The organism is Phormidesmis sp. 146-33 (assembly GCF_052939515.1).
In genome coordinates, this window is record NZ_JBJPHU010000041.1 from 1 (window position 1) to 21,342 (window position 21,342).

At 49.1% G+C, this 21,342-nt stretch carries 17 protein-coding genes; 7 read left to right on the forward strand and 10 right to left on the reverse strand.

Annotated elements, in window-relative coordinates:
- The first annotated feature begins 185 nt into the window (after positions 1-185).
- The 4 genes from ACJ2PR_RS17190 (at position 186) to ACJ2PR_RS17205 (ending at position 3,022) form a co-directional block, all read left to right on the forward strand.
- Entirely contained in the window at positions 186-1,079 is an 894-nt protein-coding gene (locus ACJ2PR_RS17190) for an ABC transporter permease (protein WP_446877905.1), read from the forward strand.
- Positions 1,063-1,869, forward strand: a complete 807-nt coding sequence (locus ACJ2PR_RS17195; RefSeq protein ID WP_446877906.1) for an ABC transporter permease — start codon at positions 1,063-1,065, stop codon at positions 1,867-1,869. Before ACJ2PR_RS17190 ends, ACJ2PR_RS17195 begins: the two co-directional genes overlap by 17 nt.
- Positions 1,870-1,920: 51 nt before the next feature.
- Positions 1,921-2,409: a molybdenum cofactor biosynthesis protein MoaE gene (locus ACJ2PR_RS17200; RefSeq protein WP_446877907.1), complete on the forward strand. Its 489-nt coding sequence runs from the start codon at positions 1,921-1,923 to the stop codon at positions 2,407-2,409.
- Between the two features lie 277 nt (positions 2,410-2,686).
- Positions 2,687-3,022 carry a hypothetical protein gene (locus ACJ2PR_RS17205; RefSeq protein WP_446877908.1) on the forward strand — a complete coding sequence of 112 codons (336 nt, stop codon included), beginning with the start codon at positions 2,687-2,689 and terminating at the stop codon, positions 3,020-3,022.
- A 270-nt stretch (positions 3,023-3,292) separates the two neighbouring features.
- Here ACJ2PR_RS17205 and mazF read toward each other — a convergent pair whose 3' ends face one another.
- From mazF to ACJ2PR_RS17240, 7 genes are all read right to left on the reverse strand, one after another.
- Positions 3,293-3,643, reverse strand: coding sequence for an endoribonuclease MazF (gene mazF, locus ACJ2PR_RS17210; protein ID WP_446871507.1), 351 nt, complete (start codon positions 3,641-3,643; stop codon positions 3,293-3,295).
- Positions 3,630-3,875: an AbrB/MazE/SpoVT family DNA-binding domain-containing protein gene (locus ACJ2PR_RS17215; RefSeq protein ID WP_446861437.1), complete on the reverse strand. Its 246-nt coding sequence runs from the start codon at positions 3,873-3,875 to the stop codon at positions 3,630-3,632. Before ACJ2PR_RS17215 ends, mazF begins: the two co-directional genes overlap by 14 nt.
- Before the next feature lie 131 nt (positions 3,876-4,006).
- Positions 4,007-5,065, reverse strand: coding sequence for an S-methyl-5-thioribose-1-phosphate isomerase (gene mtnA / locus ACJ2PR_RS17220; RefSeq protein ID WP_446871508.1), 1,059 nt, complete (start codon positions 5,063-5,065; stop codon positions 4,007-4,009).
- A 552-nt stretch (positions 5,066-5,617) separates the two neighbouring features.
- A complete protein-coding gene (locus ACJ2PR_RS17225) occupies positions 5,618-6,595 on the reverse strand; it encodes a glycosyltransferase family 2 protein (RefSeq protein WP_446877909.1) in 978 nt (325 codons plus the stop codon).
- A 580-nt stretch (positions 6,596-7,175) separates the two neighbouring features.
- Positions 7,176-8,117, reverse strand: coding sequence for a CAF17-like 4Fe-4S cluster assembly/insertion protein YgfZ (gene ygfZ / locus ACJ2PR_RS17230; RefSeq protein ID WP_446877910.1), 942 nt, complete (start codon positions 8,115-8,117; stop codon positions 7,176-7,178).
- Between the two features lie 13 nt (positions 8,118-8,130).
- The gene (locus ACJ2PR_RS17235) at positions 8,131-8,610 is read right to left on the reverse strand and encodes a hypothetical protein (RefSeq protein WP_446877911.1); all 480 of its coding nucleotides are present in this window, start codon (positions 8,608-8,610) and stop codon (positions 8,131-8,133) included.
- Positions 8,611-8,745: 135 nt separating this feature from the next.
- Positions 8,746-9,420, reverse strand: a complete 675-nt coding sequence (locus ACJ2PR_RS17240; RefSeq protein WP_446877912.1) for a hypothetical protein — start codon at positions 9,418-9,420, stop codon at positions 8,746-8,748.
- Positions 9,421-9,730: 310 nt separating this feature from the next.
- On the opposite strand from ACJ2PR_RS17240, the gene fmt reads away from it, so the two are divergent.
- Positions 9,731-10,702 (forward strand): methionyl-tRNA formyltransferase, encoded by a 972-nt coding sequence (fmt, locus tag ACJ2PR_RS17245; protein ID WP_446861443.1) that lies wholly within the window; start codon positions 9,731-9,733, stop codon positions 10,700-10,702.
- On the opposite strand, the gene ACJ2PR_RS17250 is transcribed toward fmt, so the two are convergent.
- The 3 genes from ACJ2PR_RS17250 to ACJ2PR_RS17260 all read right to left on the reverse strand — a co-directional run bounded on the left by ACJ2PR_RS17250 (position 10,703) and on the right by ACJ2PR_RS17260 (position 13,497).
- Positions 10,703-10,897 (reverse strand): hypothetical protein, encoded by a 195-nt coding sequence (locus tag ACJ2PR_RS17250; protein WP_446877913.1) that lies wholly within the window; start codon positions 10,895-10,897, stop codon positions 10,703-10,705.
- Between the two features lie 212 nt (positions 10,898-11,109).
- Positions 11,110-11,820 (reverse strand): SAM-dependent methyltransferase, encoded by a 711-nt coding sequence (locus ACJ2PR_RS17255; RefSeq protein ID WP_446877914.1) that lies wholly within the window; start codon positions 11,818-11,820, stop codon positions 11,110-11,112.
- Positions 11,821-12,153: 333 nt separating this feature from the next.
- Positions 12,154-13,497, reverse strand: coding sequence for an APC family permease (locus tag ACJ2PR_RS17260; RefSeq protein WP_446877915.1), 1,344 nt, complete (start codon positions 13,495-13,497; stop codon positions 12,154-12,156).
- A gap of 876 nt (positions 13,498-14,373) precedes the next feature.
- Between ACJ2PR_RS17260 and ACJ2PR_RS17265 the strand changes: the two genes are divergently transcribed.
- Together ACJ2PR_RS17265 and ACJ2PR_RS17270 are read left to right on the forward strand one after the other, a co-directional pair.
- Positions 14,374-15,153: a peptidylprolyl isomerase gene (locus ACJ2PR_RS17265; protein WP_446871772.1), complete on the forward strand. Its 780-nt coding sequence runs from the start codon at positions 14,374-14,376 to the stop codon at positions 15,151-15,153.
- 95 nt (positions 15,154-15,248) lie between these two features.
- Positions 15,249-21,342: DUF4347 domain-containing protein (locus tag ACJ2PR_RS17270; RefSeq protein WP_446877916.1), on the forward strand; the 6,094-nt coding region annotated here is incomplete at its 3' end.

Below are 21,342 nucleotides of genomic sequence, written 5' to 3' on the forward strand. Positions count from 1 at the left end.
TTTAGGGGGCTGAAGCCGATTGAAACGAAGCGAGTCACTCTCATCGAACTGACGCTAAATTAGGTTCGTGGGCACACTTTGCAAGCTTGAAGAAATTGAACCTTCTTGAAAAACTAAAAACGAAGCAGATTTCTTTTTCATCCCTCATCCCTCATCCCTTCCTCATCCCTCATCCCTTCCTCTTCGTGTCAAACGTCTCTCCAGTTGAATCAAAAACCACGCCGATCGCGCCCTTATCCAGGCTAATCGAACCGTTGCTGTTGCTGGCCCCGGCAGGGATTTGGCTGGCCTTTTTGTTGGTGATTCCGACGCTGTTGATTTTTCAACTCAGTCTGGTTCCCAATATCAAGCCGGGTGATGTGGTCAATCCGTCGGGGCTGGACAATTATCTACGGATCTTTCAACCAGATATTCTCAGAGTCGTGGGGCGATCGCTGCTGTTTGCAACTGGGACGACGATTTCCTGTTTGCTGCTGGGCTTTCCCGTCGCTTACTGGATTGCGATTATGGCACCCAAACGCTGGCGCAATCTGCTGCTGTTGGGCTTTATCCTGCCGTTGTGGACTTCTTCGCTGCTGCGATCTTATGCCTGGATTAGTATTCTTCGCCCCACGGGGGTTTTGAATACACTGCTGACTGCGATCGGGCTTCCTACATTAGATTTGTTGAACCGGACTCAGGCAGTTTATATCGGCATGACCTATAGCCTGCTGCCCTACATGGTACTGATTCTCTACGCTTCTTTAGAGAAACTAGACCGACAACTTTTAGAAGCGGCCGCCGATCTGGGAGCCACTCCCCAACAGGCTTTTTGGAAAGTCACCGTTCCCCAAACCCTACCCGGAATTGCCGCCGGAACGCTCCTTGTGTTCATCACGGGACTGGGCGATTTTGTCAACCCCGAACTTTTGGGCGGAAACTCCAGCATGACGGCGGCGAGGCTGATTTACAATCAATTTCTGGGTGCTACACAAAACTGGGGCTTTGGGTCGGCCTTGAGTATGGTCTTGATTTTGGCGGTGAGTGTGGCGATCGCACTTCTCATTAAATATGGCGGCGAAGATGCAAAATCCTTCTAAATCCACCGATCGAGTTTCCTGGCAGGCGCTATTTTCGATGTTGATGTTTGGCTTTATGTATCTGCCGATTTTGGTTCTGGGCGTTTACAGCTTTAATGCATCTCCTACGAGCGCTCAATGGACGGGATTCACGCTGGATTGGTATGTGAGATTTTTTAATGACAGTCGCATTCTCTCAGCTCTATCTGACAGTCTGACAGTAGCTTTGTGTGCAGTCGGCATTTCGGCGATCGTGGGGACTCTGATGGCGGTTGGTCTGGCGCGCTATCAGTTTCTGGGCAAGCGATTGTATCAGGGCGCATCTTATCTACCGATGATCATTCCTGACATTGCGATCGCGGTTGCTACACTCGTCTTTCTGGCGGTGATTGCGGTGCCGTTGAGCTTGTGGACGATTGTTGCGGCTCATGTCGTGTTTTGTCTCGCTTATGTGGCTTTTGTCGTCTCGACTCGACTGGTCAATCTCAATCCTCATTTAGAAGAAGCCGCCCTCGATCTGGGAGCCACGCCTTATCAAGCCTTGGTGCGAGTTTTACTGCCAGAACTAATGCCTGCGATTATTTCGGGCTGTTTGTTGGCGTTTGTCCTGAGCATGGATGACTTTTTGATTTCCAGTTTTACAGCAGGCGGCGGAGCGACCACGTTACCAATGGAGATTTTCAGCCGAATTCGTACCAGGGTCAGACCAGATATCAATGCGCTGAGTGTGTTTCTCATGGTGACATCGGGCAGCGTGGCGGTGATTGCGGAAACCATTCGCTATCGCAGTGAGAAAAAGCGGTTTCGGTAATGCGGTTTCTCAATTTGTGCAACCATAGAATCAGGTCTAGCAGTGTCTTTTATGAGTCCCTTGGCGATTAACTCGGTTTCAGCGATTTCACTTCATCCGGGCGATCGCTTTGCCATTACGTTTGCGCCGCTCTCACTCGAAGAAGTCTACAACCTGGCTGACGATCCCGCCAATGGAGCCGTGGTGGTGATGAGTGGGACGGTGCGAAACAGTACCGATGGCAAAGCAGTGGTGGCGCTGGAATATCAAGCTTACGAACCGATGGCTGTGCGAGTCTTTCAACAAATCGCCTCAGAAATTCGTCAAACCTGGTCAGATGTCAATCGAGTCATCATTCATCATCGCGTCGGACGGCTGAATATTGGAGAAATTAGCGTATTAGTCGCGGTCGGCTGCCCTCATCGATCGGAGTCCTTTCAGGCTTGTCAATCTGCGATCGACACGCTCAAACACACCGCGCCAATCTGGAAAAAAGAACATTGGAAGGATGGCTCTAGTAGCTGGGTATCGATTGCAGCCTGTGAGCAACCTGACTGTTAAGGAAATTTACTCAAACCGCCTCTCAACCATTCAATTAAAAACGAGACAAAACTAAAGGATCTTATCAATTTTATAAAGGGTATAAAGGGTCATCAGCCTTTAAGTCTTACAGAAGACAGAATAAATATTGGATATGAGATAAAACAGCTATAGGTGACGGATGTAGCCTGGACTTCTAGGTAGAAACGGATGAGAAACGGTAAAATTCTCAAAGTCCGCAAAGCGATCGTCCTTCTGATTTCAAGGTGTAGTAATACGAATTCTATCCAGGTTGGTCATGCGAAACTGGGTTCAGTCTGATGGAGGAACGTTGTTTTTTGCCCCCAAGTTAGGCGATCGATTGCCTGTGAGCGATCGTGCGGGAGTCACGCTCGACGGTTTACGATTCACCGATGAAGGTCATGCGCCAGACCAGGGCGAATTTGCTCAATTCCGGCTGCCTGATCACCAAGAAGCTGTCTACAACCCTGAACTTAAAATTTCAGTTTGCTCTGATAGCCTGAGTCGTTTTGACGCTCCGTTTGTCGGCTATGGTGGAGCGTGTGAGGAGGTTATCAGATGGTTTGCTCACTTTCGTAAGCGGCATCAAGCCAAAAATTTGAAGAACCAATGAGCCTTTCTCAGCCTGCAAGCAACCCGACTGCTAGAGGAATTCATGCAAACCGCTTCTTGGGAAAGGGTTCAAATCGATCGCTTTAGGAGTTTTAGAATAACGTGAATTCGATGAGAGGTTTTCCGCTTCGTTGTTCACGGCTTTTGCCCCCCAACCCCCCAATTTGGGGGACTTTAAGAGAGGAATTCTGGTTCAAAGTCCCTCACTCGTGGGGGATTTAGGGGGCGTTCCTGGATCTAAAAGCGAAGCGAAGCGTTCATCGAACTGACGTTAGAATAAGAGGGCTTCGAGCTTCGCCAAAACATCTTCGACTAGCGCATTAGGGGCTTTCTCAACAAATTTCACTCGTCTCGATCGCCAATCAAAACTCTTCACCTGATCGGTTAGGATGACACCTGATGTCGCCATCTCTTCTAAAAGTGCCACCTCAAATTGAAACCCTTTTGATTGGTTAGTGATAGGACACATCAGTGCTAGTGAAGACAACTGGTTATAGCGAATCGGCGACAGAATGATAGCAGGGCGGTATCCTGCTTGCTCATGTCCCTGCTGAGGGTCAAAACTGAGCTTCACAATGTCGCCACGATTGGGCACGTAGAGGTCTCGATTACCAGATTTCATTGCCGACGGGTTGCCCTAGATCAACTTCCTCATGCACGTTCTCTAGAGTCATTCCCTCTAAAAGCTCATCCAGAGTGTATTTCTTTCTTGGCTCAGGTTTGATCACTAGACTTCCCTCAACCACGGCAAAGGTGACGCTGGTTCCTTCTTTTAAGTCAATTTGTTTGGCGATCGCCATCGGAATCCGAACGCCTAAGCTGTTACCCCACTTCGCTACGACTTGCATTGCCATAAGCCTGTTTTCCAAATGAGCCAGTATAAACATTATATATACAAACTCAGAAAAGCTGCTCATCCAGAATTGCCAAATCGCTGCCTGCAACAACCTGACCGCTTAATTTTAGCCCGTCGCAAACTTACGAATTACACTACCTTTTCAGCTAACTCTCCTTGAAGCTGGCTGGGCGAGAAGGCTCCATGTTCTGTGACGATCGCCGTAATCAACGCCGCAGGAGTCACATCAAAAGCAGGGTTGTAATACTCCACACCCGGCGGACAGAGCATCGTATCGCCAACCTGATACACTTCTACCGGATCGCGTTCCTCAATAGGAATCTGGCGACCGTCGGTGATCTTGAAGTCGATCGTCGAGAGAGGAGCCGCGACAAAGAAAGGAATATTGTGCGCTCTGGCAATCAGTGCCACGCTGTAAGTTCCAATTTTGTTGGCGGTGTCTCCATTGGCGGCAATGCGATCGGCTCCCACAACCACCGCATCGATCATGCCCTGCTGCATACAGTGAGCCGCCATATTATCTGTGATCACCGTGACGGGAATCCCTTCTTGCACACATTCCCAGGCGGTGAGTTTTGCGCCCTGTAAGCGAGGCCTTGTTTCGTCAGCGTAGACGCGCTCTAATCGATCGGCAGCCCAGGTCGATCGCACCACGCCGAGAGCCGTTCCGTAGCCTGCTGTCGCCAGCGCACCCGCATTACAGTGAGTCAGCAAGCGCAACCGATGCGGAGCTTTAGGCAGGACAGACAAGCCATAATCACCGATCGCTTGACAGGTTTCGATATCGTCTGCGTTGATTTGCTGGGCTGTTTCTAACAGCACTTGTTTGAGGTGATCGACTGAGCCGAGGGTTTGGCGGGCCGTTTTGAGCATTCGCTCGATCGCCCAAAACAAATTCACTGCGGTTGGACGAGTGGCGCGGAGTTTTTTGGCCACCGTTTCGAGTTGGGTTAGAAAGGAGTCGCGGTTGCTCGCTTCAATTTCTCGCGCCCCTAGATACATCCCATAGGCTGCCGCAACGCCGATCGCAGGTGCCCCTCTAACAATCATCGTTTTGATTGCCTGTGCCATATCATCAGAGCGACTGATCTCAACCAGCGCATATTCATTGGGCAGACGAGTTTGATCAATTAGCAGAACGTGATCAGTTTGCCAAAGAACGGGATAGACCTGGTTTTGGAGAGACATAGACCTTCGGAGAAATTTTGGGAATATCGGTGTGAACATTAGCAGTCACCACCGTTTATTGTGCATCATCCCGCGACAGCAGTTCACTTCTCGTAACCGATCGATTGTGGAAATGCACCATGTTGACTTTTGCACTCAATGGCCCGCATCAGTCTCCCCAATCTTAAGAAAACGTGAATCCGATCAGAATGCTCGCCGCGGCTGTAGCGTCGGACTGCCAGATCCTCCACGAGTGAGGGATTTTAACTCGCAACTCTTGTCTTTAAAGTCTTCCAGAATAGAAGCGCTGAACATTGAAGCAAAAAAACTTTGTCGATAACGTTAAAGATCGTGGATTAAACAACCTGCAATTCTCGCGATTTCACTTCGTTTAATTCGGCTTCTGCCCCCTAAATCCCCCACGAGTAGGGGACTTTGAACCGCGAAACTGCCTTAAATTCTAGAATGTCTGCTTTCTCAAAGTCCCCCAGAATGGGGGATTTAGGGGGCGAAGCAACCAGGCAATCATCGATCTTATTCAATTCACGATCCTAAGAAAGTCGAGTGCCTTCCTCAGAATTGGGGCTTTTGGGGTGATGTCGATCGCGCGGTGATCTCCAGTCCTAAATTTTCTCGTAACCCTTCTCTGACCAAGCGTTGCCAGTTGTCGAGCTTGACCAACCATCGCATCAAAACGATCAGACATCCTAGCTGTTCGATGGGAGAGAGGGGAGATTTGAAGATGGCAAACAGGTAGCCTTTGAGACACATCAGACGAGGACGCAGCACCGATCGCCGCTTGATTGTGGGATTGATCCATTGCTCTCGCTCTTGGGCAGATTTGAGTGAGCCAGACTGCTGTTGGTGGCGGCGATTGAGAAACAAAGGGTCAGGTAAAATGACAAACTTGCCCATCAGACTGAGTTCGGCTAAAAGCACTTTGTCAGCCCCATAAAACGCCCCCAGCTTCGATGTTTTGGCAAAGGCTTCAGTCCGCACTAATCCAAACACTTCAAAACACCAGCGAGTCGCAATCAAAACTTCTTGATAGCGTTTGTGGGGAGAAGAAGAAAAGTCGCGAGGACGATCGGGCTTACGAAAACGATGGTCAAATTGATCAAAAAAACAATCTTCTGTTTCGTCAAAGTAAAGCTTTTGACCTTTGGCATCGATCAGCGTGGTTTTAGAATGGCACAGCACGATATCTGGCTGATTTTCTAATACTTCGACACAGCGTTCTAAATAAGTGGGTGCCAACAGATCGTCGTGGGCTGCCCATCTAAAATAACGACCCCGCGCTTCTGCAAATGTTTGATTGTAATTGAGCGCTGCACCCAGGTTTTCTGCATTGCGAATATAGCGAATTCGAGAATCTTTGGCTGCATAAGTTCGACAGATTTCTTCGGTACGATCGCTCGACGCATTATCCGAAATAATTAGCTCAAAGTCTTGAAAGGTCTGGTTTAGAATTGAAACGATCGCGTCTTCAATAAACAGTTCTCCGTTGTAAACTGCCAGACCAATGCTGACGCAGGGTGGATGAAAGTTCATGTTAACTCCTGTTAAAGGATCAGGATCAAGCTGACTTGGAGCGTTTTGACATACGAACTACTGAATCAGTTGGTGTGCTAAATTATTCAATTTGATGACAGTAACCGATCTCCGTATTCAAGTATTTATTAAAACAAGAGCCGTGTGATCTCTAGCCAAACGTGGAAGATGGTCAAATCTTAACCAGGTAAATTAAAAACGTTCTACGTAAGTCTTTAAATCTTTACTTTACTAAATACATTTGAAAAATTATAAATATACGATTAATTAAGTTGAAATTATACAAAAATAATCTGATGCTTACTATCGAATTAAGCACCCATGATGTGATCTATTTCTGTTAATAATTATCAACGGTTCGTTAGTTTGAACCACTTGAAACTTGCGAATTACAGTATCAGATAACACCTATTCCGGTTAAGTTTGATCAAAATTTGATTCTTTGAAGACTTCTAGATTGAAGGTTGAATCTCTTTTTTGACTTCAAACAAATTGGTATCAAAACGATCGACTCGCCCCAAAATCTTCAGTACAGAAAAGGCAGAATTTCTTCTGTTGTCTCTGCCTGAGTTTTGAGCCGCTACGCCTGCTTTTCTCGCGTCACAAAAGGTAGGTCAACTAATTCGCCTTGAGCCGTCCCGATCGTCACCCGCATTCCCTCTGCTGCATTGGCTTTTGTGCGGATATAAGCCAGTCCCAACACACCTGCATCCGTTTCTGTCTGACTGGTCAATGTTCCAATTTTGTCGTCGGCGATCGTGACCACTGTTCCCGGCTCAACCACATCGCTCAACTTTACGCCCCAGAGTTGTTGTTTGACTCCTTTGTAGGTGTCGAGACGGGCGATCGTTTCTTGCCCAATGTAGCAACCTTTGTTAAATGAAATCGTGTGCCAAAGTCCGGCTTCTAGCGGGTTATAGTCTTCGGTGAGTTCACGATCGGGCAGTGGGCGGCCCTGTTCAATTCGGAGTTGTTCCCAGGTGAGATCGCTGATGAGTGCAGCCCCAGTTTCTAATAGAGCTTGTTTGAGCCGTTCTGTTTGGTCAGCTTGTGTGATCAGCGTGTATCCCGGTTTGGCCAGTCCACTGCCGATCGCCACCCGCACGTTTACTCCCGACCCATCAAACAAGCGGTGAGTATGAGGCTGTCCCGTGATTTCTATCCCTAATTTTTTGAGAATTGCCTCGCTGTCAGACCCGATCAGGCTCAACGTTGAAGTCTGCTGAGTGACATCCGTCAGCTTTACCTTGTCGGCGAAAAAGATGTAGCGATCGAGAAATTTGATCACCTTTTCGCTCATATTGGGCGACACCAACAGTAACACTGAGTCTTCGAGAATGTAGGCGGTGGCGAGGTCGATCGTTCGGGCGGTGGAGGTCAAAAAAACCGTATCGCACCCTTGTCCAGGCTTGAGACTTTTGAAATCGTTGGTACTTTGGTTGTGCAAAAACTGGAGGCGATCGACATCCGAAACCTCAATAACTCCCCAGTGAGAGCGATCGTACACCTGCGCGTCATTCATGATCGGTAAACCCCTAAGTGGGCAAATTCTCAAAGATCTGCTCAACAAGTGTTTTAGTTTTATCGTCGAGCCGATCCCAGTCTACCTCGCCTGTTTCATCAATCAGACTGGTGTCTACCTCAGCGGGTTTATCAATCTGATTAGCAAAGCAAACTCGATAACACAGTTCCCACAAATCCACGGTGACTTGGCGATCGTTTTGTTTGAGACACAGTTCGTAACCGGGATAAGGAGAAGGTAAGTGAGAAAGCGCTTGTTGGATCTCGGCCGCCTGGTCAGGTGAAGCGGTTTTAAGCTGTGTTTGAAGTCGAGCAACGGAGGCTTTTACATCTTCTGGCGTGTCTTCTGCCCAGACGGGCGCATCTCGATAAGTGCCTTGCCATGTAGATTGCTCAAGCTGTTTGCGAAGGTTATCAATGACGCGAATAAAGGCAGGCTGCATCAAAATTTCTGCCTGTCGCCACGCTTCGATGGTTGCAAATTTTGGCTTCATACCGATGAGTTTGAACTTTGGAATCAGTCTAAAAAAACGTGAGTTTGAGGGAAGTTCTTTGCTTCGTTTTTAAAGCGGATGGTCGATCGAAATATTCCTAGATTTTTCGGCTCATCAATTCCCAAAGCTTGATAGTCAACTGTGTGCTTGCGGGCCTGCCCAAATGCTGTTGGTGACCTGTCCGTAGGTTTTGGGTTGGTCGTCGGCCGCTTCTAACGTGTCACCTTGCGAATTAACTGCCCAAAGGGGCCACGGCGATTCGCCCAGGTTGCCCGCTTGAAAGAGGGCCCGATCGTTCTCCTCGGCACTCCAGCCCAACAAAATGGCGTTGGTGTATTCAATTCCTGTGGGGGCGACGGTGGTAGCAGCATTGAGCGTTTTGTCCCAGATCAGGGCGTAATCTGAAGCGATGTCAGACCCAAAAATAGATTCAAATTCTCGTGACAATAAGCGATCGCCCGCCGCTGACCAAGAAATCGGCAGCACGATCGAAATGGTGCCCGCCAGATCGGAACTGTTGCCAATAAACGGATTTTCGGCAAAGGGTGATGTCGCGGTAATGGCTTGCAGATCGCCCGTTCTCAGGTTCTCCAAAAACAAAACGCTACTGACTCGACTCAAATAAATCTCTGGCTCGACCAGCATCTGAATGCGGCTGTAGGCCTTGTATTCACCGTCTGGCGAAATCAGAGAATGACTGCGGTAATAATGCTGCGTTGACTCGGAATCAGACAGGTTAGCCATCACCCAACTCCAGGGAATCGGATGGGGACTGTTAAGGGGATCGATCTGAGTCGCCTGAAAATTCATAAAAGACACCCCGCGCCTTGTAGGGTTAGATCTGAGCGGGTAGAAATTTTGGGTGCAGCCTTCAGCACTTTCTAAATTCGACCTGCCTGACTTGTGATAAGTCTCATATTATGGATGCAAACTAAAGTCTGAAAGAGTCGTTTTACAAAAGTTCTTGAGGGTCTCAATTTAATACGGCAGTTTGCAGATTTTTGACGTTCTAAAGCTCGATCTGCTCATCAAACCTATTTTTCGATACCTGTCTCAAGACAGATTTTGGATGCCCTGTGCTTGCAAAATGGAAGAGCTTCTGATTTATTAACGCGATCGCATGAAAATTGTCTTTTTTGGCACGCCTCAATTTGCAGTTCCCACGCTAGAAGCGTTACTTGCAGATTCAAATTTTGACGTAGTAGCGGTGATCACCCAACCCGATAAGCGCCGAGGACGCGGGAATGAATTGTCCGCTTCGCCTGTCAAGTCGGTAGCACTGGCGCATCAGATTCCTGTCTGGCAACCCAAGAGCGTCAAAAAAGAGGCTGAGACGTTAGAAAAATTGCAGTCTGCTGAGGCGGATAGTTTTGTGGTGGTGGCGTATGGGCAGATTTTGTCTCAAGCCATTCTAGACATGCCCAAGTTGGGATGTATCAACGTTCACGGCTCTCTGTTGCCCAAATATCGCGGGGCGGCTCCGATTCAGTGGTGTCTTTATCAGGGCGAATCTGAGACGGGCATTACCACAATGCTCATGGATGCAGGAATGGATACAGGTGCCATGTTGTTAAAATCGGCGGTGCCGATCGCCCTGCTCGACAATGCCCAAGATCTGGCGGCAAACCTTTCGACGATCGGCGCTAACTTGCTAATCGAAACGCTAACCAACCTGAGTGAAACAACCCCGATCGCTCAAGATGACTCGCAAGCGACCTATGCGCCGTTAATTAAAAAACCAGACTATGAATTGGATTGGACACGGAGAGCGATCGACCTTCACAATCAAATTCGTGGATTTTTTCCCAACTGTACGACGACGTTTCGAGGCGCGATCCTCAAGGTGACGGCGACCATCCCCCTCGCCGCTAAGGTTAAACTTCCGATCGAATTCGCCGACCTTCCGCAAACCTTTGACCCCGTTCAGGCTCCTGGAGAAGTGGCTGCCGTTCTCAAAAATGTGGGATTCGTCGTTCAGACAGGAGACGGATTTTTGTTATTGAGAGAAGTGCAACTGGCGGGCAAAAGTGCGCGATCGGGCTGGGATTTTGCCAATGGCACCCGCTTAGAGGTCGGAGAAAAGCTGGGCTGATCAGTCGGTCTTGAATTTGAAAGACTCCTCGATCGCCAACTTTTTTAACGTCAATTCGATAAATTTTTTCGCTTCGGCGTTCACGGCTTCTGCCTCCCAAGCTGCCAATTTTGCTACCGTGTACCCACAAGTCTGGAGTCGCTTCGTTTCAGTCGCCTTCAGCCCCCTAAATCCCCCATTCTGGGGGACTTTCATAAAGAGAGACGAGCGTTCAAAGTCCCCCAATTTTGGGGGATTTAGGGGGCGAAGGATCTCGGCAATGACGGATCGATCAACTTGTGGGTACACGGTAGCAACTTTGGGGGACTTTCAGACAAGAGTTTTAGTTCAAAGTCCCCGACTCGTGGCGGATTTGGGGGCAACTTGACGCGATAACCGAAGCGAACAATCTGATCGAATTTACGTTGTTATTGACGCAGATTTTCTGGAATCTTTTCGGGGACAACCCAGTAATAGACGGTACTGCTTCCAACTTCGACCACTTTTTCGGGCTTCCAGTCGCCCATATCAAAGGCGTGAGAGACAATGCGAGTCCCCGGTTTTAACTCCTTAAAAAGTTTGGGACGCAGTTGCAGATTGATGCGCGGTAAGAGGTAAAGTGTGACGACCGTGGCATTTCGCAGATCGGTTTTGAAGAGGTCTTGTTGACGAAACTCAACTCGATCGGTCACTCCCGCCTTACGTGCATTCTCATTGGCTTCTTTGACGCGCTCAGGATCAATATCAACGCCCACTCCTTTAGTGCCAAACTTTTGAGCGGCTGTGACTACAATTCGTCCGTCTCCACTGCCCAAATCGTAAAGCACATCATTTTTTCCCACTTTCGCGAGCTTCAGCATTTCCTCAACGACGGCGGTTGGCGTTGGCACGTAGGGCACATCTAAGGCGCGTTCTTGAGGTTGGGCTGGCGCTTGTGCGGGTGCTGTTGTCGGCGTTGCGGTTGGTGTTGTGGCTGGCGTTGTGGCTGGTGTTGTCGGCGTTACGGCTGGTGATTCGGTTGGGGTTGTCTGTGATGGAACTTGAGCGGTCACAGAGTCACGCTGTTGAGCGCATCCAACAATTCCTAAACTGATGGCGCTGGCGGTCACAAAAAGTAGAGATAAGAGTCGTCGCTTCATGATTTCTCCTGATGGTAATGCGTGCACTGTGAATTTGATGGAACGTCAATTTGATGAAATTTTTAGCTGTAGTTGCGAATCTCAGAGGATTGCGAATGAGCATTTTGGGTAGATCACTTGATATGAGATTCCCCCTAGCCTCTTAAGAAGGGAGGGAACCTGAATCGGGCAAAGTTTTTCGCTTCGATGTTCCGCACTTCTGCCCCCCAAGCTGCCAATTCTGGGAATCTTTCAGATCAGAGTTTCGGTTCAAAGTCCCTCACAGGTGGGGGATTTAGGGGGCGTTTCTGGATCTCCAACTCTAGCGAGTCACTGCTGTCGAACTGACGCTGATTAGTTACGATTCCAAAATAGGAGCGGCAGACCGAGCGCAACAGCCCCCACGCCAACGAGTGCCCCAATTCCTGTGTAGACCAGGCTGGAGTAGAGCAAATAGCCACAAACGGCACAAAACAACAGAGGCGTAAATGGATAAAGGGGAACCTTGAAAGGGCGCGGTCTTTGGGGATCTTTTTGTCTCAGGATAAAGAGAGAAATGCCACTTAGCAAAAAGAAAAACCAGAACACCGGGGCGGTATAGTCCACCATTGTTTCAAATTCTTTGCGAGTGACGGTGCCTAATAAGATGAGCAACAGCACGATCGCTGCCTGTAATAGTAACCCCGTGGTAGGCGTGCCGGAGTGTTCTTTCCAGCGTCCCAAAAAGCCTAATCGCGACATATCACAGCCAACGGCGTAGTTGGTTCTTGCGCCTGTAAAAATTGTGGCATTGGCTGCACCCAGCGTCGAAACGGCAATCAATACGCTGATAAACACTGACCCCACTCCACCAAAGCTATGTTTCATCAAATCCGCTGCCACCGCTTCAGACTGAGCCATTCCTGCAAATCCGAGGCTTCGTAAATAAGCCAGATTGATCAACAAGTAAATGACTGTGATGATCCCAATACTCCAGATCAGCGATCGCACGATGTTGCGTTTTCGATTCTGAATTTCGGCTGAGATGTAGGCGGCTTCGTTCCATCCACCATAGGAGAGCAGCACAAAGAGCATGGCCAGTCCCCAGGTGGGCGTTGATGAAGACGGAGCAGAAACGGGAGCAGACGGAACGGTGGAAATCAGACCCATAAAAACCACCAGCAGCAGACCAAGCACTTTGGCCGCGCTGAGAAGATTTTGAGTCCATTTGCCTTGCTGTAATCCGATGATATTAATCAGAGTGAGCACCACGATCGCACCCGCCGCATACAGCGAAGGAGAATAAGCCCCAAGCTGTAGTAACTGGGAAGCATAGTCCCCAAAAACAAAGGCTAACAGCGCGATCGAGCCAGTTTGCACCACGGTCATTCTGGCCCAGGCAAAGAGAAAGGCGACATTTTGCCCAAACGATCGAGCTAGGTAGTAGTAGGTGCCCCCGACATGGGGATAAGTAGTCGCCAACTCCGCGTAACACAGCGCCCCGACCAGGGAGATTGCCCCGCCTGCCAACCACGACAACAGCAACACCGTCTCATTGGCTGAATTGGAGGCTACCAGAGCGGGGGTTTTAAAGATCCCGGCTCCGATCACGACTCCGACAATGATGGCTACTGCGTCGATTAGAGAGAGGGCAGGTTTGGGGGCTGTGACATCGGTCAGAGCAACTGGAAGCGAAGCATAGTTTTCTTGTCTGCTCACGTTGTATTTACCAGTGAAGGTTGTCTAGCACGATCGTCTAAAACACCAGTCCGGTCAATAGAAAAATTTCATGCAAAAAACCGGGCCTACTGGACTGGCCGAACTCGAATCTTACTCAATGAAACTCATCTTGTTGTCTGACATATTACCTTTTAAGTCACCTGTCTATGGGCTTAGAAGTGCAATGTCGTCCAATTTAGGATAAATGCTGAAAGCATCTCCATGATTAGCATGAAACGAAAATATGACGTGAGAATGACAACTTTTTCTAACGGTGTTGGGATTTCAAAAACGTAGTGGTACAAATGCTTTATAGGATGTGCTCGTCAATACCTCCACAACTCATCTTGTAATGGCTATGCCGATAGCAAAGAGAACCCTGAGTCATAATTCTGACACCAGGATCTCAAAGGTTTTCTATTCCTGCGATGTGCAACTTTAAATTCATGTCCCCGCTTTTTTTAAGAAGGACAGGAGACTCTCAACCTGAAGCGACCTAGCAGAGTCATCCCCCAATTCCCCTTAAAAAGAGAGTTAAAGAAGGCGCACATTGCATGATTTGCTTTGAGGACAGACTGCGATCGATCTTCTACAAAATGATTCCTGCGATCGTTCTCCTCTTGATTCCTTCACAGAGTTAAAGTTTTTACCCTTGGCTCCGGAATACTACGAAGGTGCGCGTAAAAAATAATCGTCACCGGACACTCAAGTTAAGTATTCTCCGGGTTGTAGGTCTTGGTTGTAAACAAAAGAAACATCATAGACATTTCTTAATAAAGCAATCTTCGAGACACTGCATTCGTCACTACTTATTCACAGACGACTCTATTCAGCTACGACTCTATTGAGCAAATTTATTCTTTTAGCAAAACGTCAATGGAAACTTTTGATGCCCTCCCGTTTTTGACGATCGCTGACCAAACCCTTTCTCTGGGTCAGGTGCTTCGCTATCTACAGCTATCCGGCAAACTGGTGCCGCTTATTCAAGAAGTCGTTGCCCAACATGTGACCTATCAGGAAATCGAGGCGCGCAAAGATCTGGATGTCGATATCGGTGAGCTAGAACAAGCGATCGTCGATCTGAGAGTTAACCAAAAGCTATTAGATGCAGCCGCCTTTCAAAAATGGCTCAACCAGCAGGGCATGGACTACACCACGTTTCAGAGCCGGATGTTTATTAACTTTAAGCTCGAAAAACTCAAAACTCAGATTGCTGAACCCAGCTTGTCTAGCTACTTTACGCATCATCAAGCCCTACTCAATGAGGTCGAGTTGTCCTGTGTGGCGATCGCTGACAAATGTCTCGCCGAACAACTCACTCGTCGGTTGCTGGCTGCTACAGATTTTGAAAAAGTGGTCAAAGAATACGCGCTAGATCATCTAAACAAAGTCTCGATCTGGCGCAAGTCGGTGCGCTATGGTCAACTGCCAGAAAATTTGCGAGAAGCGATCGCCACCTCAGCCGTGGGGGACTCGATCGGGCCGCTGCAACTTGAGGGGCAGTGGTGTCTTTTTCGGATTGAGCAGTTTCATCCGGCGGTTTTAGAAAGTGCTTTAAAGCAAGAGCTACAAGAAAAATTATTTCAGAAGTGGTTGGTAGAGCGAGTCAGTCCTTTGCCTGTGAGTCTGGTGAATGGACTAAAAGCAATGGACTAAACATTGTGGGTGTGTGCTGAGACAGGGGGTGCTTTTGAGGCGATGCCAGTCGGCATTTTTGCTAACCGTTTGCGTTGCGATCGTGTAGAGGAATTATGAGCTTTTCCAATTCGTCTGTGTTCCTATCGGCTCTTGCAGAGTCCAATCCTTTAGTACAAAATACTTTTAGCGATCCGACTCCCTTCAAATCTGCTTCATCGCTGGTATTTGTGGATGCAGGCGTGTCCGATTTTCAAGCGTTGATGGGTGGCGTGCAGGCGGGCGATCTCAAAGCGATATCTGCTAAAGCAGATCGGGTCTTTTTGCTTAATGCAACTCAAGATGGCGTGGCTCAGATTAGTCAAGTGCTGTCTCAATTTCAGGACGTGTCTGCGATTCACATTGTTTCCCACGGGAGCGCGGGCAGGTTGCAGTTGGGATCGACGGATCTGAGTTTGAATACGTTAAGCCGCTACAGTAGTGCGCTGCAACGTTGGAACGCTCACCTGAGTCAAGGTGCGGATGTGTTGCTGTATGGCTGCGATGTGGCACTGGGCGAGACGGGCAATGCTTTTATTCAAACGCTGAGTCACGTCATTGGGGCTGATATTGCGGCTTCTAATAATCGGACGGGTAGCGCAAAGCGCGGCGGAGACTGGAATCTGGAAGTTAAAACGGGTGAGATCGCGGCAAGTTTGGCGTTTGATGCTACGACGATCGCCACCTATGGACATACCTTTGATACCGCCGTTTCTAATAGTCAGGTGAATACGATCGCCACAGGTCTTAACACATTTCTGGCAACGCTACAAACGAGACTTGATCAAGTTACGGGTTCGCGCTTGCCAGTTTTGGGAACAGGATTAACTCAATCGACGCAGTTTTTTGATTCCACCTTTCGGACAGCGTTGACAACGGGATTGGTTGGAGCCTCTAGCGTTGCAGACATTCAGACTAGAGTGGCTCAAGCGTTTGGCGGAACGGTGACTAGCAATCCTCTGAGTATTACCAATAGTGGTAATTTTATGATCGACCTGCGGGTGAGAAGAGCGATCGCTAACCCCACAGCAACCAGTTTAGATCTGGGCTTGAATATGGGGACAGACGCAGCCCTCAAGTTTCAGAATGCGCTGCAAGTGACTCCGACTGTGGACTATGAGTTTGGGCTAAAGTTTGGGTTAATCAATAATCAATTCAATCTTGACTTGTCGGATGCTAAAGAAATCGGCATTAATTTTGGGGTTGATTTAAGGAATACGCTCAACAATACAGACGCAAAGTTTGGGTTATTAAATGTCAAAGTTTCAGATGCGGGAACTGACTTTAATGAGTCGTTGGCGATCGACATTCAGACAGAAGGGGCAGGCTTTAAGCTAAATCCAACTTTGACCGAAAATTCACTGGATGGCACTCAAATCAAGCTCAACTTGAACAGTCAGTCCAGTAATTTTCCAACGCTCAGAACGCAGCTAAATCTCAACTGGGATCTAGAGCCAACGCTTAGTTTCAAAAAGTTTGATGTTAGCTTTAGAGAGATTGCGATCGACCTCTCCAGCCTCAAAAATTTAACCAATTCGATCGCGGCTAAAATCAACGAAATTCTCAAGCCTATTCAACCTGTGTTAGACAGTCTGGGCGAAGGAATTCCGGGCACGACGATTAAACTCATTGATCTACTAGAAGCTGCCTCTCCGCTTGACCTAACAGGGGTTACAGAAGCCGCTTTTCAGAATTTAGACCGCTTTTTAGCAGCCTACGGCAATTTGGATCAACTGGCTACGATCGCACCAACAGGCAGCTACACGATTCTCAAGGGTGAAGTCAAACTCAATTTAAGTAATCCTTCTCCCACTGTTAGCCGAACAGCTCTACAAAATGCAACGCCGACTAATTCGCTTTCTTCAACGGTCAATTTAGCTCAAATTAATGGGCTGCAAACGGTTGTTCCATTATTCAACAAATTGGGATTGAGCTTACCCATATTATCCGCAAGTGAAGCTTTCAAACTGTGGGTCGGGCAGGACACCGCAAAACTACTTGACCTCGATTTTCCAGTCATTGATATTGATAGCTTTAAGGTGCCTTCTGCGCCCGTTTCTCTTTCTCCAGGCGTACCTATTAGACTCGGTGGCGATGTCGAAATTCAAGGAAAGTTAGGGTTTGGCTACAGTGCAAAAGGATTGAGTTTGACGGGTGGCGCGACTCCGACCGCCGGATTTAATCTCAAACCCGGTTCTAACTTAAATCTCAACTTAGGATTCGTGGTCGGCGGCACGTTGGGGGCAGAAAATCCAATTTCATCCGCTCCCCTCACGCTCAGAGGCCGTCTCGACTCCAACATTCGCACCGTGGCTCCCAACAGCACATTTAATGGCACATTTGACCGCAGCGGTAAGCTCACACTTCAGGCGATCGGCAGCGGCACAGCAGGCGTAGACGCGACCAAACCAATCGAAAGAACCCTATTCGATCGCACCGTCATCAACTACGATCTTCCGGCTCCAGACGGCACAGACTGGGGATTGGCAACTCGCATTAGCAGCGACGTTTTGCGGTTAAATTTGGGACGATTTGCCAGCGATCGTCAGATTCCAGGACAAATCACCGACAGTTCAGAAATCTTTAAAGTCGAACATGTGGACGCTGACGACAGCATTTCTGGTAGCGAAACTGTTATTGTGTCTGCCTTTGGGCGAACTCAAGAATTTAAAGGAATTCGGCGAATCATCGCGGAAGGCGGCGCGGGAAATGATGTGATTGAGCTTGCCGCAAACGTGTTGGCAGAGTCAGAACTGTGGGGTGATTTTGCGCCCGATGCGCGTTTGGGTGAGTTTACATCTTCAGGAACCGCCATTCCTCCGCGAGTAGGCAGCGAAGGCAACGATCGCCTCTTTGCAGGACTGGGACAAACGCGCCTCTATGGTCAGGCTGGCGACGATTTGCTGACCGCCGAAACCACGATCGATTTGGTGAGAACGGGGTTTGCTTTTCTCTATGGAGGTGAGGGCGACGACGAGCTTGTGGGCGGTAGTTCCAATGATTTTCTCTATGGTGGGGCGGGTCGAGATGACCTGTTTGGCAACGGTGGACGAGATTTGTTGTATGGCGATCGTACCAGTGAAACTTCGATCGATTTAACCAGATTTGACCCCAACAATTCAGGCGACTTTTTGAGCGGCGGAGAGGGCGATGACGTGCTCTATGGCGAACTGGGTAACGATGTTTTAGAAGGGCGCAACGGTCGCGATATTCTTTACGGCGGTGTGGGCGGTGACTCACTAAGCGGGGGGGCTGGCAGCGATTATTTGTTGGGTGACGAAGGCATTGTTAATTTGACAACGGGAGTGGCAACGCTGGGCGGCGGATCGGGCGATGACACCTTGTTTGGCGGCGGCGATAATGATTTTCTCTACGGGCAAGCGGGCAACGATCGCTTACTCGGCGGCAGTGGAAACGACTACCTGGAAGGCAATACCGGGAACGACATTCTGTTTGGCGACGATGGACAGATCACAAGGCCGGGGGCTGGCGTGGAGGTGATTGCTTCAACTAATCCGGCGATCGGGGGAGCAGATATCATTCGGGGTCAGGAGGGTAACGACATCCTGGTGGCGGGTACTGGAAATGATAGTGAAGTCACAGGCGACAGTGGAGACGATATCATTCTGGGTGACAATGGAAGAGTTGAAATTGCCAACGGGACGGTGATTCAGGTTGAAACACTATCTCCTGAAAATGGAGGCAACGATACGCTTCTAGGAAATGATGGAGCCGACATCATTCTGGGTGGTACAGGTAATGACACGATTACGAATGGAACGGATAACATCGCTGACATCATGCTGGGTGACAATGGTGTGATTGTGGGTGCAGACGGCAGTACTCAGGCAAATGATATCTTTTCTAAAGACGAGGAATTTGGTGGGAAAGACTTTATTACCGGAGGCAGCGTCAGAAATATTATCGTCGGCGGTTCGGGCGGTAGCGATCGTACGGGCATTCCCAACGGAGGCGATACGCTGATTGGCAATCGTTTTGATGACATTATTTACGGCGACAACGCCTATATCACGCGCAACGCAGCCAATGTGGTTGAGAAGGTCGAGGCGCTATTTCTTCTAAAAGGTGGAGACGATTTGATTGTAGGCGGCAGTGGTCAAGATACGCTCTATGGGCAGGGCGGTGACGACATGATGATTGGGGGCAGTTCTCAAGCGGGTGTTGTGGACGAGACCGATTACATCTATGGCGGGGCAGGAAATGACGCGATCGCGGGTGACAATGCCAGCATCAATCCGGTGACTCGTGAAGTCGTGAATTTGGATACGCTGAATGGAGCGGCGGACTTTATTTTTGGCGATAACGGAACGTTGACCTTCACCGCGGGACGGGTGACCAGCGCGACGAGCAATCCGGCGACGGGAGACGGCAACGATACGATTTTGGGCAATGTCGGCAATGATCTGATTTTTGGAGGAGCGGTCGACGACAGGATTTTTGGGAATTTAGGCGACGATCGCGTGTTAGGAGATCACGGTCAAGTCACTTTTGACAGCAATGGTAATCTGACGCTGGTGAGAACGATCGCTCCTGACGCAGGCGGTAACGATGTGATCCAGGGCAACGAGGGCACGAGTATTATACTGGGCGGCACAGGCAACGATACGATCGCTGCGGGAACGGGTGCTGATTTGATCATCGGTGACAACGGACAGATGACGTTTGATGCGGGTACGATCGTTCAGTTAAATACCACTGATCCCAATAGAGGTAGCAATGATAGTATTAACGCTGGCGATAATGCTGACGTTGTGTTAGGGGGAACTGGAAACGATCAGATTTCAGGCGGTGCTGACAACGCAAATGACATTCTGCTAGGCGACAATGGCACCGTAATTCTGTCAGGAAATGTCCCTCACAATATCTTCTCGACTGATCCTGATTTTGGCGGACAAGACACGATCACAGGCGGCGGTGGACAGGATATGATCATCGGCGGTTCGGGTGGTCGTGATACAACTGGAATCGCTGGCGACAACCTGACGGGGAACGATGGAGATGATGTAATTGTGGGTGACAATGCTTACATTACTCGCAACGCAGCTAACATCACTGAAAAGATAGAAACTCGATTCCCGAATCAAGGCGGCGACGATCGCATCGAGGGTAACAACGGCAACGACATTCTGATAGGTGGATTTGGCAACGACACGATCGCGGGCAACCAGGGCAACGATAGTATTCTCGGTGACAACGGATTGCTAGATTACACGCTGGACGGCAATCTGATCACGATCGACCTGATTCAAACCACCCATCCTGAACTGGGCGGCAATGATACGATCGCAGGCAACGAGGGCACCGATCTTGTCTTGGGCGGGACTGCAAACGATACGATCGCAGGGGGCACTGAGGACGATAGTTTACTGGGAGATAACGGACGAATTGTGCTCACGGGGGGCGCTGTTCGGCTAATCGAAACGATCGATTCTGGAATTGGCGGCAACGACACGATTTTTGGCAATCAGGGCAATGATTTAATCGCGGGTGGATTTGCCAATGATCTGATTTATGGAGACAAAGGCGACGACAAAATTTTGGGTGACAATGGGCGGTTTGATTATGCTTTTGCGGGCGATACAGTAGTCGGCCCTGACAGCAACCTTGCTACACTCGACTTTCTCACGACGACCGATCCTACCCTAGGCGGGCGCGACGAAATTTATGGCGGATTGGACAACGATCAACTGCTCGGCGGAACGGAGGCTGACGCGCTGTATGGAGACAATGGATTAGAAGCCCTTGACCCGACTTGGATCGTTGCAGCGACAGGCGATTTTAATGGCGACGGCAAGCGTGATATTTTCTGGCGCAATCAGGTCGATAACAGAACGCTCGTCTGGCTGATGGATGGCGTTAACGTGCTGAGAAGTCGCTTCTTAACGCCTGTTGGATTTGATTGGAGTTTTACCAAATCGGGAGACTTTGACGGCGATGGTAAAGATGACTTGCTCTGGCGCAACAATTCTGGCGCGATCGCAGTTTGGCAACTCGATGGGGTGACCCTGCAAGATGCGGCCTTACTTCCCTACGCCGTACCGATGGACTGGAACGCAGCGATCGGTGACCTCAATGGCGACGGCAAGGATGATTTGTTCTGGCGACACAGTTCGGGTGCGGTGTCTGTCTGGCTGATGGATGGTCTGAAAC

What these genes read in the sequence shown, in the direction of transcription:
- ACJ2PR_RS17195 (WP_446877906.1), top strand. Translation starts at nt 1,063, where the DNA reads ATGCAAAATCCTTCTAAATCCACCGATCGAGTTTCCTGGCAGGCGCTA.
- ACJ2PR_RS17200 (WP_446877907.1), top strand. Translation starts at nt 1,921, where the DNA reads ATGAGTCCCTTGGCGATTAACTCGGTTTCAGCGATTTCACTTCATCCG.
- ACJ2PR_RS17205 (WP_446877908.1), top strand. Translation starts at nt 2,687, where the DNA reads ATGCGAAACTGGGTTCAGTCTGATGGAGGAACGTTGTTTTTTGCCCCC.
- mazF (WP_446871507.1), bottom strand. Translation starts at nt 3,643, where the DNA reads ATGAAATCTGGTAATCGAGACCTCTACGTGCCCAATCGTGGCGACATT.
- ACJ2PR_RS17215 (WP_446861437.1), bottom strand. Translation starts at nt 3,875, where the DNA reads ATGGCAATGCAAGTCGTAGCGAAGTGGGGTAACAGCTTAGGCGTTCGG.
- mtnA (WP_446871508.1), bottom strand. Translation starts at nt 5,065, where the DNA reads ATGTCTCTCCAAAACCAGGTCTATCCCGTTCTTTGGCAAACTGATCAC.
- ACJ2PR_RS17225 (WP_446877909.1), bottom strand. Translation starts at nt 6,595, where the DNA reads ATGAACTTTCATCCACCCTGCGTCAGCATTGGTCTGGCAGTTTACAAC.
- ygfZ (WP_446877910.1), bottom strand. Translation starts at nt 8,117, where the DNA reads ATGAATGACGCGCAGGTGTACGATCGCTCTCACTGGGGAGTTATTGAG.
- ACJ2PR_RS17235 (WP_446877911.1), bottom strand. Translation starts at nt 8,610, where the DNA reads ATGAAGCCAAAATTTGCAACCATCGAAGCGTGGCGACAGGCAGAAATT.
- ACJ2PR_RS17240 (WP_446877912.1), bottom strand. Translation starts at nt 9,420, where the DNA reads ATGAATTTTCAGGCGACTCAGATCGATCCCCTTAACAGTCCCCATCCG.
- fmt (WP_446861443.1), top strand. Translation starts at nt 9,731, where the DNA reads ATGAAAATTGTCTTTTTTGGCACGCCTCAATTTGCAGTTCCCACGCTA.
- ACJ2PR_RS17250 (WP_446877913.1), bottom strand. Translation starts at nt 10,897, where the DNA reads ATGAAAGTCCCCCAGAATGGGGGATTTAGGGGGCTGAAGGCGACTGAA.
- ACJ2PR_RS17255 (WP_446877914.1), bottom strand. Translation starts at nt 11,820, where the DNA reads ATGAAGCGACGACTCTTATCTCTACTTTTTGTGACCGCCAGCGCCATC.
- ACJ2PR_RS17265 (WP_446871772.1), top strand. Translation starts at nt 14,374, where the DNA reads ATGGAAACTTTTGATGCCCTCCCGTTTTTGACGATCGCTGACCAAACC.